Below are 15,839 nucleotides of genomic sequence, written 5' to 3' on the forward strand. Positions count from 1 at the left end.
GCGGCCTTGTGGTCGGTGGTGTTTGTGAGCCGTTAAGCTCAGATCCCGTCGCCCTGCTTAGGGGGCGCGTTTAGGCGACGAGATCCTTGCCGCAACAAAGCGTATCTGTTGCGCTCTTCCAGCTATTATTTGCCGGAAAGATCTTTGGCCAGACCAGTGTAACCTGGGGTCATTGCATCGGGTGAGCTGTCATTGGCTGGGTTGTATACATTTGCAGAAGCTGCAGATGCGCCCAGTGCAATGGAGCCGAGGATCAGGATTGGTGCTGCGATTTTACGAAATGTCATTTTATTATTCCTTGTTCTTGCTTGACGTTTGTCAGGTGTTCCGGTTGCCGGTCATCTCATCTGTCAGGGAGGAGAACAGAGAGACAATCGACGTCCGGTAGAAGTATGTCTGGCTTATTTGCCGGACAGGTCTTTAGCCAGACCAGTGTAACCTGGGGTCATGGCATCGGGTGAGCTGTCATTGGCTGGGTTGTAAACATTTGCAGAAGCTGCAGATGCGCCCAGTGCAATGGAGCCGAGGATCAGGATTGGTGCTGCGATTTTACGAAAAGTCATGTTGTTTTTCCTTATTATTGATTTTCGGTTGTCGTCTTGTTTTGTTTGTTGCGAGTGGTGTTGGCCTCTCGATGAGTTGGATTTAAGGAAGAAGTTCAGAGATTTAAACAGCGACAATTTGTTCGCGAAACATGAACATTCACAGACGCGTGAGACCGGCAGAGCCAAACCGCAGAACTCTGCGGATCGCCAAAATCGACCTCACAGAAATACAGAAACACCTCACAACCCTGTGTATCGATGTGACAAAGCTGTGTTTGAAAAATTGGGGGAATTCAGCCTGGAAGGGCAAAGAACAGGCCGCGTTATGATGAAAATTGCTGTTTTTCGTCGGTTCAAACGAATGAGAATCGATCTAACTCAGCTGAAAGCCTTGCCAGATAGCCGATCCGCATTTTCATCCATGATCGCAAGCAGGTGATCTGCGACAATCCTGACCCTGTGAGAACCAGTCAAATCAGAATGCATGGCAAACCAGATCGGCTGATTGATACCCAGCTCTGCTTTCACAACGACAAGACCTGCTTCCAAGGCAAGGAAGTGTGGCAGAACCGCCAGGCCGAGACCTGATACTGCGGCGCTGAGTTGGGCCGACAATGTTGTCGTTGATATAGCGGCCATATCCCCCTTCAGAGTTTGGGCTACCCATTGTGCCGCTGAGATATGTGCCTGCTTCTCACTCCATCCAATGTAACGGTTTGATCGTGTGTCGCCTTTGGCAACATATGGGCGTTCTTCCAGATAGCCAGCAGATGCATATAATCCCATGCCCAATGTTCCGACACGTTTTATGGTGACATTGCCCCTGTCGGGCCGAACCATTCGGATTGCGATATCGGCCTCGCGCCGGTCCAGATTAACGGTGGCAACATCGGTGATCACATCAACCGACAAAGCAGGGTGACGGCGCAGCAACTCGCACAGTGCAGGGATGATGATCGGATTGGCCAGATTCTCCGCCGTCGCAACACGGACCTGTCCCACAGCGCCTGTGCTGTCCTGTGCTTCGACCAGAAGGCCGCGCATTGTGTCTTCCAAAGCCACTGCCTTTGGCAGCAGCATCTCGCCTTCATGAGTTAGCCGATAGCCGGTCTGATGGCGTGAGAACAGCGGCAGATCAAGAGCCGCTTCAAGACGTGCAATCCGGCGTGAGACTGTGGCGACGCCAAGGCCAAGCTCACGCGCCGCGATGGAAACCGCACCCGTGCGGGCTATAGCCAGAAATATGCGCGTATCGTCCCAATTGGGAGTGCTCATCGGGGCTTTCCGTTTTTGGAATAAACTCTTCCGATTTCTGCCATTTATTTTCCAAATACGGAAGCCTAACTTTTGTGTGGAACGTCACAGGAGACATTATGAAACACAGACAATTATTGTCAGGCCTCACGGTTTCCCCTCTCGGGCTTGGATGTATGGGGATGAGTGAGTTTTACGGCCCACACGAAGACGCTGAATCTCTCCGGGTTCTGCACCGTGCTAATGATTTGGGTCTCAATTTTTTAGATACCGCTGACACCTATGGCAGCGGCCATAATGAGGAACTTGTGGGGCGATTTTTGCACGAAAGTCAGGCGTCGATGGTGATCGCTTCCAAATTTGGCATCGTGAGGGAGCCCGGCAGCTATGAACGCCGGATCGACAACAGCGATGCCTATATAAAGCAAGCCTGCGAAGCATCACTCTCCCGGCTGGGTGTCGAATGCATTGATCTTTATTATGCGCATCGGTTGAATCCGGATCGCCCTGTTGAAGACACCATGGAAAGCCTGTCGCGTCTGGTAACTGAAGGGAAGGTGGGCCACATTGGTCTGTGTGAAGTAAGTGCAGATACTCTTAGACGCGCTCACGCCATACACCCCGTAGCGGCAATTCAGACGGAATATTCACTTTGGACCCGCCATGTGGAGGAAGAGATTTTGCCAACATGCCGCGAGCTTGGTGTAGGCTTTGTGCCGTATTCGCCATTGGGGCGCGGTTACCTGACCGGAACCTTGGCGGCAGACACAGATTTTGCGGAAGGTGATTTCCGGGTGAACCTGCCGCGCTTTCAGACAGAGAATATGAAGGCCAACCGCCCGATCATTGACACGCTTCATTCCATTGCAAAACAAAAAGACGCGACAGCTGCCCAGATCGCATTGGCGTGGTTGCTTGCCAAGGGCGAAGACATTGTCCCGATTCCAGGCACCAAGCGTATGAAGTACCTTGAGGAAAACACGGCTGCAGCCCAGATTGTTTTGACCCTGGATGACATTCAGGATCTCGATGCGGCTGGTGCGCCAGAGTTGGTTGTCGGTGAGCGATACACAGAAGAGGGCATGAAAGGTGTTGAGGTCTAGGCCTTCAACGCCATTGTTTGGGGTCTGGGGTCTGGGGTCTGGGATCTGGGATCTGGGATCTGGGATCTGGACTCAATTCAATCTCTCAATTGGGTTCAGATTCTGAAAGCGACTGGTAGATAGCAAAAGGGCGCAAGGTGTTGCCACCATGCGCCCCATTTTTTTACAAAGTTGTCGAATACAGGCGACCGTTTGTTAGTTTGAGTTAGCTGTACCCGTTTTGCCTGGCGTCTGTGCATCTGGAGCAGTTTCATTTGCAGCGTTGAATACGCCACTGGATTCTTTGCCGCCAGACGTATCGGTCTCTGCAGTTCCATTGTTCTCAACTGCCGAGCCGGTACAGCCTGGCGTCATTGCATCTGGAGCTGAATCGTTTGCGGAGTTGAACACACCAGAGCTTTCACAATTGCGCATCGTGTCACCAGTTTCGGCTGTGGCATTATTGGTGTCAGCTGTTCCGGTTTTTCCAGGCGTTTGCGCATCTGGAGAGCCATCATTGCTTGCGTTGAACGTACCTTCTGATTCAGTTTCAGTGTGGCTCGCAGAAAAAGCAACTGATCCACTCAGTGCCAGTACACCTGAAATGATTGCGGGCGCGATAAATTTTGAGATCGTCATTGTATTTTCCTTTTATAATAATACGGTAATTTTCGTTTGCTGTATGTTTCAGCATTTGAATTCACGGGAGAAAAATACAAAAGTTTCAAAAAATAAAATTTATTTAATTTAATAATTTTGGAAAATAAAAACTTAAAAATTTATTTAGAGGAATTATATATTTCGGCTATAATTATTTTTACTAAAACATTGTGGTGAGGTGGTCCGCGCATTATCGGCTTGGGGGAGGCAGTATCGGTCGCCTCTCCTGGGTCAGCCGTCGTGCGCCGGGGCTGGTGTCCAGCCGCTCCGCGTGCAGCAGGACAAAGCCTCCGGTCAACCTCTTTGGCAGCGTGAAAAATGCATGACAATTTTCGTTTTCATTCTGCTGTCGGGGAAACGGGCAGGCTTGGAAAAAGTTCCGGATTTTAGATGACAATCTGAACATGGTGTTCAATTGTGTTCTGTGCTGTGCGAAAGCGGGCAGACAATGATCGCTGCATCGTGTCGCAGCACCAAATAAATTCAACCTTGGCTGGCTGGATCCACTTGCGTAGCGCAAGCGACAAATATAGAATAGGTGGAAGCGTGCCGCTACGCTTGCCTTCTCGCAAATTGCCGCGCGGTTCAAACGTGACGACATAAAAGCGTGAAGACATATATGAGGAAATATCAAATGCGTAATATTTGCCTGGCATTACTGGCGACATTTGCGGTGTCTACTGCCCATGCAGACGAAAAACGCACCTGTCAGGAATTTGACATCGGCAGCACTGGCGAATTTCGTGAACAGCATCTGGTTGATGCTGACATGAGCGGGGCCAAGAGCGCGGGCGACAGGTTGGTTGGTCAGCGCGATCTTGTTGATGCAAGTGGAAACAAGATTGGTGTCCGCCACTATGTTGGCCTCATCAAAGAAGTCACAGCGGACGGCAAAGAATGGCGACGCACGACTGAACTGATAAATGTATTGCAGGACGGCGCCATCCACGGGACAAAAGAACTGATCAATGGCAAGTTCAAGACGACTGAGATCATTGGTGGGACCGGGGCCTATGTCGGCGTTACTGGCTCGGAAAAATCGTCTGTCAAAGACGGTTTGACGACCTATCATTTTAAGTTGAATTGTAACGAGCCAGATCCATCTTAAGAATCTGAAAAGACGAAATTGTGCAGTTAATCGACAACATCTCCAGGGACATACAAACATGAAATCCAGAAAGCTGGTCTTGCTGTCAGGTGCGGCCTCCATGGCGGCCATGTTTACCCAGTCGACAGCTCAGGCTGAGCAACCTTTTTATGTGTCTCTTGGTGCCGGGGTTAATATCCTGTCCGACATCGACCTGAATTCTGACGATTTTGATATTCCGCAGAACACCAGGCAGCTTGAATTTGATACTGGCGTTGCCGTCCTTGGGGCGGTTGGCTACAGGTTCTCGTCGTATTTCCGCGCAGAAGGGGAAGTCTCTTACAGGCGCAACGGATATGATGACGCAACGGTTCAGAACGAAGGTCCGGCAGGTATCAACGGCGATATCACAGCCTTCGGTGTAATGCTGAATGGCTGGGTGGATATTCCGACCGGGACTGTGATCACGCCTTACTTCGGCGGTGGCATCGGGGGTGCACATGTATCTCTGGACGCCGACTACGGCCCGTTAGATAGCGGATTTTTCAGCGAACAATACGATTTCAACGATTCCGATTTCGTATTCGCCTACCAATTTGGCGGCGGTGTTGCTATCGGCAACCCGGATGGCATCCAGATAACGCTGGACTACCGCTATTTCAACGCTGATGGCATGAATGTTGATTTTAGTGGCGTATCATCAGGTACCGCGCAATCAAGTGATTACGAGTCCCATAGCGGCACAATCGGTGTGCGGATTCCGTTTGGTTATAGCAGCCCGTAAGAATGCCGATCAGGCAAATTTGCAGATAAATTCTTCAAATTTCCCACTGGCGCCGCGCTCCAGCTTGTCACGATAGGAAAACCGGATACCGATTTTTTCCGGAAGGCGTGTCAGGATAATATTGCGAACTGTCTCTTCCTCCACAGCGGTCAAACTGCGTTCACAGACACATATGGCCTCCAGATCATTCGTGGAATGCTGAATGAATTGGGCCTGTTTGATGGGCGTAACCCGGCTGGCGCTTTTCAGACCAAAGGACGGCCAGAATTTAGCGCCATCTGAGGTCACCATCATGTTCCGGTGCCGTCCCATGATTCTGTCCAGAACCGGTGAACCACGGCCACAACGGCAAGAACTTCCCACAGTCGCCATATCGCCGATCTCATAGCGGATGAGTGGTTTTGCGTAATTGTGCAACGCGGTGATGACCACGCGGCCCGTTTCGCCGGGCGCGCAATGCTCATCCTGTTCATTGAGCACTTCGACATACAGCGCTTCAGATTGAATATGATGATGGTCGTAATCAGGGCATTGAATTGCGATCTCACCGACTTCGGCCGCTGAATACGTGTCAAACAGCTTCGCGCCAAAAGTTCTGCGCACGGTGGCGCGAATGTCCTCCGGCAGTGCTTCGCCTAATGTGAGCACATGTTTGATCGACGGTAATTTGATGCCGTTGTCTCGTATATGCTGGCACAGCGCGTCCAGATTACTGGGAAACGTCAGCAGGATTCTTGGTTTTTGCACCTGTAACCAACTGATCTGTTGATCGATGGGGGTGGCCACACTCAAACCGGCAACGGGCCCGCTTATGGTGGGAATGGTCAAATCATCCGCCCAGCAATCGCCTGAAAAACCGTTTGGATAGTTCGCATTACCTGAGGCATACCGACGAATGGCTGCAAGTTTACGGTCCAGCCGGTTTTGCGCCCATAGTCGAGACCGCAATGTCAATGCGCGGTGCCAGTTGGTGCTGAGACCTGTATGCAGGATTGAAATAGGCTGGGCGGTCGAGCCCGACGAGCTGGATTGGCTGACAGCGCCGTGCTCTTCGGGAAAGCTGGAAGCTGTCAGTCCATCTCCTGCATCCTGCAGCATGGACCGGGTCAAAACCGGAAGTGTCTTGAATCGTTCTGGTGTCAGAGGGTGCGCCAAGTCGAATCCAGAGAGGCTTTGCGCATAGAACGGCACTTTGTTGGCGGCGTGTTGCAGCAATGGCGTGATTTGCTGAAATTGAATGTTGTGGTGTTGTTCAGCGGTTCTCCATTGGCTTTGTTCCAGTTTCTCCTGAAATTGCCACGCCATTTGCGCGCCGTGAGATGGCAAAACGTTTCGTTTTGCCCACTTAAATCCCGGGGATGTATATCGCTTCAATGCAGGCATGGGCGGGTGTGTTCCGGATTTTAAATCTATATGCCTGTGTAACAAAAAAGGCGGCCAATTGGCCGCCTTTTTCAAATCTGTCTGGGTACTGGACTTTAGAAGTCCATTCCGCCCATGCCGCCCATGCCACCTGGCATGCCGCCTGGAGCGCCACCAGCGCCGTCTTTTGAAGGCTTGTCAGCGACCATGGCTTCTGTTGTGACCAGCAGGCCTGCAATAGACGCTGCGTCCTGAAGGGCAGTACGAACCACTTTAGTTGGATCGATGATGCCAGCCGCAATCAGATCAACATATTCTTCGGTCTGAGCATCGAAACCAAATGGATCTTTGCCTTCCAGAACTTTGTTGACGACAACTGAACCTTCAACACCGGAGTTTTCAGCAATCTGGCGGATCGGAGCCTGCAATGCGCGCAGAACGATCTTGATACCAGCCTGAATGTCAGGATTGTCGGAGGACAGTTCACCAACGGCAACAGTTGCACGCAGCAGCGCAGCGCCACCACCTGGCACGATGCCTTCTTCAACAGCAGCACGAGTTGCGTTCAGAGCATCGTCGACACGATCTTTGCGCTCTTTCACTTCAACTTCAGTTGCACCGCCAACGCGGATAACGGCAACGCCGCCAGCCAGTTTAGCAAGACGCTCCTGCAGTTTTTCGCGATCATAGTCAGAAGTTGTATCTTCGATCTGAGCTTTGATCTGTGCAACGCGTGCTTCAATGCCTTCTTTTTCACCGGCACCATCAACAACAGTTGTGTTCTCTTTGGTGATGGAAACGCGCTTTGCTGTGCCGAGCATTTCCATTTCGATGTTTTCCAGCTTGATGCCGAGATCTTCGGAGATCACTTCACCACCGGTCAGAATGGCAATATCTTCCAGCATGGCTTTACGACGGTCGCCAAAGCCAGGTGCCTTAACAGCCGCAACTTTCAAGCCACCGCGCAGCTTGTTGACCACGAGGGTCGCCAAGGCTTCGCCTTCAACGTCTTCAGCAATGATCAACAAAGGACGACCGGACTGAACAACTTTCTCCAGAATTGGGAGCATCGCCTGCAGGTTGGAGAGTTTTTTCTCATGCAGAAGAATGTACGGGTCTTCCAGCTCAGTGATCATCTTTTCGGAGTTGGTCACGAAGTAAGGAGACAGGTAACCGCGGTCAAACTGCATGCCTTCAACGGTTTCCAGCTCGAACTCAAGAGCTTTGGACTCTTCAACCGTGATGACGCCTTCATTGCCAACAGTCTGCATGGCTTCGGCAATTTTTTCGCCGACAATCTTGTCGCCATTGGCGGAGATCGTGCCGACCTGAGCAACTTCTTCAGAAGTGCTGATGGTCTTTGAACGGGCTTCAAGATCAGCAACGGCAGCAATAACCGCCATTTCGATTCCGCGCTTCAGATCCATCGGGTTCATGCCGGCGGCAACGTATTTGGCGCCTTCCTTGACGATGGCATGAGCCAGAACAGTTGCAGTTGTCGTGCCGTCGCCTGCAACATCGTTGGTTTTGGAGGCAACTTCACGCACCATCTGTGCGCCCATGTTTTCGAACTTGTCTTCCAGTTCGATTTCCTTGGCAACGGATACACCATCTTTGGTGATGCGCGGTGCGCCGAAAGATTTGTCGAGAATAACGTTCCGGCCTTTAGGGCCGAGTGTTACTCTTACAGCATTGGCAAGAACGTCGACGCCGCGCAGCATTTTATCGCGCGCGTCGCTGCCGAATTTTACTTCTTTAGCAGCCATGATTTTGAGATCCTTCTCTCAAGTCGTGAAAATCTAGAATGTGATTAAGGGCAGAGATGGCTTAGCCAACTACGCCCATAACGTCGGATTCTTTCATGATCAGCAGGTCTTCACCGTCAAGCTTGACTTCGGTGCCGGACCATTTGCCGAAAAGAACACGGTCGCCAGCTTTGACGTCCAAAGGTTGAACCTTGCCGGTTTCGTCACGTGCGCCTGCGCCCACTGCAACGATTTCGCCTTCTTGTGGCTTTTCTTTAGCGGTATCTGGAATAATGATACCACCGGCGGTCTTTTCCTCGGACTCTACGCGGCGAACTACCACACGGTCGTGGAGAGGACGGAATTTCATCGTCTTCTTTTCCTTCTGCTAGGCATCCGAAATGGATGCGAAACGTTGATCTAAAACTATGTTAGCACTCCTTTCAAGAGAGTGCTAACCGACTGCGGGGAGATAATGATTACAACGGCCTGTGTCAACAGCAGATCGCGAATTGTGTGCTGAATATCCGCCGAAATCATTCGGTTGTTTTAAAAACTGCGAAGATGGAAGATACGCGTCTAAGTGGGATGCGGCAGTTTCTTTCGTCCGGCGACAAGGCAAGCCAGGACAACAAGCGCGGCTCCGAACAATGTGCGACTTTCCGGGACTTCTCCAAAAAACAGATATCCGAACACAACCGCCCAGATCAGAGCGGTATATTCTATCGGCCCCAATCGCGAGGCCGTCTCACGCTTCAACGCCCATACGATCATCAAATGACCGGCTGTTCCCAAAAACCCGATTGCCATGAAGAGTACAAACAGACGCCCGTCAACCGCGACCCAACCGGTTTGGGGCAGAGGCAACAGACCAAATGGCAGGGCCAACAGAAGGGCAAAGCCGGATTGCAGCATAACCATTTCTTCCGGCGCGGTATGTGCGGTGTGCTTGCGTGACAGCACAATTGTCAGCGCATAGAACAGGCTTGCCAGTAAGGCACTGACCATGGGGATCAAAGCACCGCCCAACGGTTCCAGAAATGCATCGCCAAAAATAACCAGCACGCCACTGAACCCGAGCGCGATTGCAACCAGGGCGGAAGCGGCAATGGGTTCACTCAGGATCACTCTGGACAGCAAAACCATAAACAAGGGCGCTGTGAAGACAATCGTTACCGCGCGTGCCAGAGGAAGCTCGGACAGGGCGAAAAAGAAGCAGCTGGCAGTGAGAACAACAAACACCGCTCGTATAAAGCTGGTGGACAGCAACCGCCAGGAAGCAAGCCCTGCCAAACGTGTAGAAAGGGATGCTCTCGGCGTGCTGTAAACAAAGAAGATAAATGCAAAGACGACCCCGACACCGTAGCGCATGACCACGATTTGCCAGGTTTGCAGATCAAATGACGCTGTCTTGATACCAGCATCCAGCAGGGACAGGGCAAACAATGCGACCGTCATCGCTGCCAGCGGAGCCAGATCGTGTTTGCTGAGTGCAGTTTCGGACAAAGCGGGCCTATGATGGAGCGATTGGTGCGTTGCAGACAAACAGGTATTCCCAAGTCTGCCCGGCATCCCCCAGATACCGCACAACCGGCTGCTTGGCGAATCCCTGTTTTTCGTAAAATCTGTGGCCGCTCGCAAAACGCGTATCAGTCCAAAGTCGCAGGGATTTCAGATCGTGTGCGCCTGCCCATTTTAAAGCTTCAGCATACAGCTCTTGTGCTAGCCCTGTGCCGCGCGCGCTTTTCGCAACATACATTTTAAACAATTCAAATACGCCTGGTTTCAGAGCAGGAACAATCGCCAGACAGCCAATTAACGCAGTGCTGTTGCCTGGTGAGTCTGCCGCTCTGGCAACCCAGATTTCCCCGCCCAAATTTCGGAAATATGTGGACACGGCATCAAGCTCTCTAAATTCGTCCGCTACAAAGGGGCAATTCTCATATTCGCCATAGACCGTTGCAATGAGCATTGCCAGTCCGCTGCCAGATCCATCATCAGCTGTATCGATTACAAAATCCGTCATGCTGGACCCTAATTGCCTTGTTGCGGCATTGTCCCAAGAATGCCCTTGATGCTGAAGCCCTGCACAAATTGCGCAGCTTGTCCTGATGCCAGATCGCGCAGGGTAAAGGCGGCTTCATAATCTCCATCCAGCAGGGCAGGTGTTGTCAGGTTCATTTCAATGGAAAACTCGGCAACCCGGCCTGAAACTGTTTGGGAAACAGAGGCGAAGTCCTGCATGCTGGCCAACACGCGGCCATTGGCATGACGAATGTCCACATCAACAGCAAACGAAACGGACAGATTGTCGTCGCTTCCCTCATAGCTGAACCCAGCCAATAAAGCGCTGATTGTGAGGGCCTCGCCGGATCGCAGAATTGCGGTCTGCTGCGGCTCGCCATCGATTAATAATGTGGTCTCGACAATCTTGAACTGTTGCAGGCCCCACAACGCGTCTGCCGCCTCTTGCATACGCTCCATGGCCTCGGTCATGTTGCCCTGACGCGCAAGGGCTTCGGCTTCCCGCGCCAATTCAGACGGGCTTGCCGCCATCGCGGTTGAAGCAGACCCTATCGAGATCACCAGTAAGGCAATTCGCAAAACTTCTGAAAACGGCGCGTAAAAATTGCGGCAATACATGATCAGGACCCATTACAAAGCGCCAAAAGTGTCTCACAATCCGGCGGGCCTTATTATCGCATGCGGGCCTTATTATCGCATGAAAGATGATCTGCGACAAAATGATCAAATAAAAAATATTAAAGGCTTTGGCTCAACCAGGATTGGCGTTTTCGATAGATGGTAGACGGGCTTATTTCCAACGCCGCAGCCGCGCGGGAAATGTTGCCATCATAACGCGTGACAGCCGCTTCGATAATGGATTGTTCCTGTTGCCAGAATGGCAGACAATCATGTGCTTTGGAACGCCCTTCAAACGGATCTCTCACGCGTGCTTCCGCAATTGTGGTCTTGATACCTGCATCCAGAACTTCTGCCGCAACAGAGCTGGATCGCATGGAATTGGGCAACATATGCGCCTCAATAGCCTGACCGTCATTCATGACAATCGTGTGGCGAACCACATTCTGCAGTTCCCGCACATTTCCTGGCCAATGATAGTGCTTCAGACAGGCTTCAGATTGAGAAGAGAAATGTGTGAAGGCTCTTCCTTCTTCCCTGACGTAGGAATGTAGAAACCGATTGGCCAATACAAGAACATCTTCCTTGCGTACGCGCAAAGGTGGAACAAAAATTGGCAGAACATGCAGGCGGTAAAACAGATCTTCCCGGAACCGTCTGTCAGCGACAGCTTTGTAAGGATCACGATGGGTTGCGCAGATAATGCGGACATTCACCGACCGCATTTGAACATCGCCAATACGGCGCACGGTTCCGGTTTGCAGGAAGCGCAGCAGTTTTGCCTGTAGCGCCATATCCATATCGCCGATTTCATCGAGGAACAGCGTTCCCCCGTCAGCCTGTTCTGCGGCACCTGGATGATCGGCAACAGCGCCTGTAAAAGCGCCCTTGCAATGGCCGAACAACTCGCTCTCCATCAGGTCTTTTGGAATGGCGCTGCAATTCAGCGCCACAAAGGGTCTATCCCCGCGGCCGGACCGTGCATGAAGTGCCTCGGCACATACATCCTTCCCGGTTCCGCTTTCGCCTGTGATGAAGACAGGTGCTGCAGATGGAGCGACGCGATCAATTTGTTGATAGAGTTCCAGCATGGCGGCAGACCGCCCGCAAAAACCTTCAAAGGCCAGTTCATCGGTCTCGAGGGTCTTCGCCTTTGTTTCGATAGAGGAAACCGGCTTGGTGCTTTCCAACAAGGCGGCTTTTTTCTGTCTGGTTTTCAAACGTCGCTTGATATCTTTCTGATAGGAGGCAAGCGCCTCACCAATGCGTTTTTGCAGCGTTGATATGCCTACGGGTTTGATGAGAAAATCCCAGGCGCCTGCCCGCATCGCATCAATGGCCGATGAGAGGGCACCAAGGCCGGAAAGGCTGATCAGCTTTGCATGTGGCGCCGCCGTCGTGAGGGCTTCAACCCCCTGAATACCGCAAACGCTTTCCATATCAGCCAGAATGATCGCTGGACCATTTGCTGCAATCTGTTGATGGGCTTCCTCAAGATTACGCACAACTTCCAGGCTGGTGGTTTGATCCGCCGAGCTTTTAGCTGAACTGGATTGTCTGGAAATGAAATCATTAATCAGCGCGCCAATGGCGCGTTGCTGGGCCTCATCTCCTTCAATGAGAAGGATCGAGTAGGATAATTCGTGCTCGGCATGCTGCATCAAATATGTTCCAGGCCTACGCTGAACCGATGGTCGCTGTCCGCTGTACTGGGGCAAGACACCAGAGACGCGTGCAGTCCATCACTGCTGAAAGGTCGAGCTCCAATTTTCGTCTAACAGGGTAAATAAACCGTTTCCGAGCGACAATTGGATTGGATTTTTCCCTGAATGTTCTCCAAACGTTAGTTTTCCCGTCTGATCACCATGAAAATCTGACACGCTCCACTTGGAAAAAATGCCTTTGTCATTATTGTCGCTATATGGATCGAATCATCGCCACGCTGATATTCTGTTTTATGCTCGCAACCGCGATGGCTATTGCGGTGGGGGCGCGAACTATATTTGATTTGCCGTTGCTCGCCAGCATTCTGATCGCCGGATTTCTACTGTTGATATTCACATTGACGCAAGGGTTGGCAGTTCAGCGCAAGCACCATATGCGGCTGGAAACAGAAATAGATAATCTTGCTGAAGAAGTTACGACGGCCCGCAAAGGCTGGTCAGCCTGGAATTCACGTCTGAAAGTATGTGAGGAACGCGTTGATCTTCTGGCCGAGGATCTGGGAAAAGCGGAAGATTATGAAGCTCGTGCAGATATTGCCGAGTTGAGTGCCCTGATTAAAGACATTGTTGAGGCCATGGGCGATGTGGATATTCGCCTGCAAAATCATGGCCGGCTCCTGACATCTTTGCCAAGCCAACGACCTGCGGAGCCGCAAGTGATGAAGCCTGCAGCAGATCCTGACCAGTCTGCAGCCGATGCCATTGAGGATCGCAACGTCGATGCGACAAAGCTGTCAGCGCTGCGCCGTGCTTTGAATAGCAATGCTGTCACCTTCGACTATGAGCCTGTTGTTCGCATGCCACGGCGGCAAATCTGGTCTGGCTTTGCCAAGGTCAATGTTCAGGTTCCCGGAGAACGCGATCAGGCCGTATTGCGAAAAATTGCTGCCGAAAACGGTTTGCTGCCGTGTATTGATCTCTTGACCCTGTCTCAGGCAAGCAAGGGCTCCAGCATCAAGCTGGCTGATGGTCAGGCGGCGCCAGTCATCTGTCAGTTGAACCTGGAAAGCCTGCTTCCCAATCCATTCTCCGATGCTTTTGAAGAGGCACTGGAAACACAGCGAGACAACGCACACAATATCATCCTTGAGTTTCCAGACAGGGCGATAACAAGTCAATTGGCCGCCAATGCGCGAGACAGTGAAAGCACAGCCTTACGCGCCAGACTGCGCCGGTATGCGCGCTGGGGTTACAGCTACGCTTTGCACAAAAACGCCAGAGTTGGTCTGGCTGCGGATTATGGCATGCTTGCTGAACTGGGTTTTCGCTATGTCCGCATCTCGGCAAAGCCACTCATTACAGCATTGACTGCCATCGAGAATGGCGAAAAAACACCGTTTGATCTTCACCCTGCAGATTTGGCTGGGTTGACCGGTCGCTACGGCATGGAATTGATTGTCGGCGATCTGGAAAATGAAGCCATGGTGCTCGAAGCTTTGGAGCTCAACGCAGCTTTCGCAATGGGCTATGCTTTTGAAGTCAGCCCCGCCAGACGTGCATCCTGACAATTTTTTGAGTGAGAGATTATGCAGCTGTGGACCCTCGGAACAAGTCCGAGGGTCCACGAAGTCGGCAATCATAAAAGCCAATCAGCCCTTAATCTCTTCAGAGGCCTGAGCGACAGGCGGCTGCCCAACAACGACGGTCAGCAGTGGGCTTGAGAAGATACGTTTGGCAACGCGCATGGCATCTTCCAGTGAGACGGATTCAATCAACTCATTACGCTGATTGATGTAATCCGCGCCGCGGCCCTGGATTTGGAGGCCCACCAACTGACTGGCAATCTTGTCAGATGTGTCGAAGCGCAGTGCATAAGCACCTTTCAGATAATCTTTCGCAGCGCGCATTTCGGTCATTGTCGGTCCAGATTCTGCCATCCGTTTCAACTCGGCAACAATCACTTCGCGCGCCTCTTCCGCCCGGTCACTTCGCGATCCGACGCCAACAAAGAAAAAGCCGCGCTCGTCAAAGCTGGAAAGATAGCTGAAGACCGAATAGGCAAGGCCACGCTTTTCCCGCACTTCTTCATAGAGTCGGGATGTGAAGCTGCCGCCCCCCAGAATGTGATTCACAACATAGGCCGTGATGAAGTCAGGATCTTCGACCAAAATGCTGTTGCCACCCATCCGGATGGTGGTTTGCGGCTTGTCCAGCGGCACCACGATTGTTTCTTCCATAATCGGGGCAGGAGCCACGATTTCCGGCAGTGCTTCACCTTCAGGCAGAGCACCAAAGGTTGCGTCGATATAGGCGCTGGCACTTTGCGCATCAATATCGCCGACAACGGCCAGCTTCAGTCCATTTTGTTTGAAAATCTGACCGTGAAGCGCACGCAAATCATCCGGTGTAATACGGCCAACGGATTCAATTGTGCCGGAGCGTGGCGCGCCGTAGGGATGCGCAGGGAAGGCCGTTGCAAACCATGTTTCAGAGGCAATGCTGCCAGGATCCGTCAGATCACCGCGCAAACGCGCCTGAATACGGGAGACCATCCGCTCCACTGGTTCCTTGTCAAATCTGGGTTGTGACATGGCCTTTCCCAGAAGCTCGAAGGCAATGTCCTTGTTGGAAGACAGCGTACGCATGACGCCCGAGAACCGTTCGGCGCGAGAACTGAACGATAAGCGAACCGCAGCTTCTTCCAGTGTCGCCTGAAAGGTCTGGCTATCCATATCCGCAGCCCCTTCATCCAGCGTCGCTGACAGGAGTTCTGCCAGCCCTTCCTTGCTGGAAGGGTCCAGTACTGATCCACCTGTCAACGAGAAACTGACGGTAATCAGCGGGACTGTGTTGTCAGAAACCAGCCAGTAGTCCAGGCCGTTCGGGGTTGTGATTTCCTGAACCTCCACTGCCATTGTGGGCCTGACAAGAAAACTGGCCGCCAGAAGTGTGAAGGCGCCGATCAGAAGTGTTTTAACGACGAAAGGTCTTTTGAACATGGTCAAATCCAATT

Annotated in this window: 16 protein-coding genes; 4 read left to right on the forward strand and 12 right to left on the reverse strand. The window is 51.9% G+C overall.

Translation table 11 applies throughout. The annotated features are described in order from the left end of the window. Nucleotides 1-125: 125 nt before the first annotated feature. The 3 genes from RAL91_RS09005 to RAL91_RS09015 form a co-directional block, all read right to left on the reverse strand. On the reverse strand, nucleotides 126-287 hold the full coding sequence (locus tag RAL91_RS09005; protein WP_306257934.1) for a hypothetical protein: 162 nt from the start codon (nucleotides 285-287) through the stop codon (nucleotides 126-128). Nucleotides 288-401: 114 nt separating this feature from the next. Further along, nucleotides 402-563 carry a hypothetical protein gene (locus RAL91_RS09010; RefSeq protein ID WP_306257934.1) on the reverse strand — a complete coding sequence of 54 codons (162 nt, stop codon included), beginning with the start codon at nucleotides 561-563 and terminating at the stop codon, nucleotides 402-404. A gap of 360 nt (nucleotides 564-923) precedes the next feature. Next, nucleotides 924-1,820, reverse strand: coding sequence for a LysR family transcriptional regulator (locus RAL91_RS09015; RefSeq protein ID WP_306261559.1), 897 nt, complete (start codon nucleotides 1,818-1,820; stop codon nucleotides 924-926). 98 nt (nucleotides 1,821-1,918) lie between these two features. Between RAL91_RS09015 and RAL91_RS09020 the strand changes: the two genes are divergently transcribed. Beyond that, complete coding sequence (locus RAL91_RS09020) at nucleotides 1,919-2,902, forward strand: aldo/keto reductase (protein WP_306261561.1); 984 nt, start codon at nucleotides 1,919-1,921, stop codon at nucleotides 2,900-2,902. Between the two features lie 195 nt (nucleotides 2,903-3,097). Here RAL91_RS09020 and RAL91_RS09025 read toward each other — a convergent pair whose 3' ends face one another. Next, on the reverse strand, nucleotides 3,098-3,520 hold the full coding sequence (locus tag RAL91_RS09025) for a hypothetical protein (protein ID WP_306261563.1): 423 nt from the start codon (nucleotides 3,518-3,520) through the stop codon (nucleotides 3,098-3,100). A 655-nt stretch (nucleotides 3,521-4,175) separates the two neighbouring features. On the opposite strand from RAL91_RS09025, the gene RAL91_RS09030 reads away from it, so the two are divergent. Together RAL91_RS09030 and RAL91_RS09035 are read left to right on the forward strand one after the other, a co-directional pair. After that, nucleotides 4,176-4,649 (forward strand): hypothetical protein, encoded by a 474-nt coding sequence (locus RAL91_RS09030; RefSeq protein ID WP_306261565.1) that lies wholly within the window; start codon nucleotides 4,176-4,178, stop codon nucleotides 4,647-4,649. A gap of 58 nt (nucleotides 4,650-4,707) precedes the next feature. Continuing rightward, nucleotides 4,708-5,412: an outer membrane protein gene (locus RAL91_RS09035; protein ID WP_306261567.1), complete on the forward strand. Its 705-nt coding sequence runs from the start codon at nucleotides 4,708-4,710 to the stop codon at nucleotides 5,410-5,412. Between the two features lie 9 nt (nucleotides 5,413-5,421). On the opposite strand, the gene RAL91_RS09040 is transcribed toward RAL91_RS09035, so the two are convergent. The 7 genes from RAL91_RS09040 to RAL91_RS09070 all read right to left on the reverse strand — a co-directional run bounded on the left by RAL91_RS09040 (nucleotide 5,422) and on the right by RAL91_RS09070 (nucleotide 12,823). Then, a complete protein-coding gene (locus tag RAL91_RS09040; protein WP_306261569.1) occupies nucleotides 5,422-6,717 on the reverse strand; it encodes a phenylacetate--CoA ligase family protein in 1,296 nt (431 codons plus the stop codon). Between the two features lie 173 nt (nucleotides 6,718-6,890). After that, entirely contained in the window at nucleotides 6,891-8,540 is a 1,650-nt protein-coding gene (groL, locus tag RAL91_RS09045) for a chaperonin GroEL (protein WP_306261571.1), read from the reverse strand. Nucleotides 8,541-8,601: 61 nt separating this feature from the next. Next, nucleotides 8,602-8,889: a co-chaperone GroES gene (gene groES / locus RAL91_RS09050; RefSeq protein ID WP_306261573.1), complete on the reverse strand. Its 288-nt coding sequence runs from the start codon at nucleotides 8,887-8,889 to the stop codon at nucleotides 8,602-8,604. A 209-nt stretch (nucleotides 8,890-9,098) separates the two neighbouring features. After that, complete coding sequence (locus tag RAL91_RS09055) at nucleotides 9,099-10,025, reverse strand: DMT family transporter (protein WP_306261575.1); 927 nt, start codon at nucleotides 10,023-10,025, stop codon at nucleotides 9,099-9,101. A 7-nt stretch (nucleotides 10,026-10,032) separates the two neighbouring features. Then, entirely contained in the window at nucleotides 10,033-10,545 is a 513-nt protein-coding gene (locus RAL91_RS09060; RefSeq protein WP_306261579.1) for a GNAT family N-acetyltransferase, read from the reverse strand. Between the two features lie 8 nt (nucleotides 10,546-10,553). Further along, a complete protein-coding gene (locus RAL91_RS09065) occupies nucleotides 10,554-11,162 on the reverse strand; it encodes a hypothetical protein (RefSeq protein ID WP_306261580.1) in 609 nt (202 codons plus the stop codon). Nucleotides 11,163-11,281: 119 nt separating this feature from the next. Continuing rightward, entirely contained in the window at nucleotides 11,282-12,823 is a 1,542-nt protein-coding gene (locus tag RAL91_RS09070) for a sigma-54 dependent transcriptional regulator (RefSeq protein WP_306261581.1), read from the reverse strand. 296 nt (nucleotides 12,824-13,119) lie between these two features. On the opposite strand from RAL91_RS09070, the gene RAL91_RS09075 reads away from it, so the two are divergent. Then, complete coding sequence (locus RAL91_RS09075; protein ID WP_306261582.1) at nucleotides 13,120-14,391, forward strand: EAL domain-containing protein; 1,272 nt, start codon at nucleotides 13,120-13,122, stop codon at nucleotides 14,389-14,391. An 84-nt stretch (nucleotides 14,392-14,475) separates the two neighbouring features. On the opposite strand, the gene RAL91_RS09080 is transcribed toward RAL91_RS09075, so the two are convergent. Beyond that, nucleotides 14,476-15,825: a pitrilysin family protein gene (locus RAL91_RS09080; RefSeq protein WP_306261583.1), complete on the reverse strand. Its 1,350-nt coding sequence runs from the start codon at nucleotides 15,823-15,825 to the stop codon at nucleotides 14,476-14,478. Nucleotides 15,826-15,839 lie beyond the last annotated feature (14 nt).

The organism is Pararhizobium sp. IMCC21322 (assembly GCF_030758295.1).
In the GTDB taxonomy this organism is placed as follows: Bacteria; Pseudomonadota; Alphaproteobacteria; order Rhizobiales.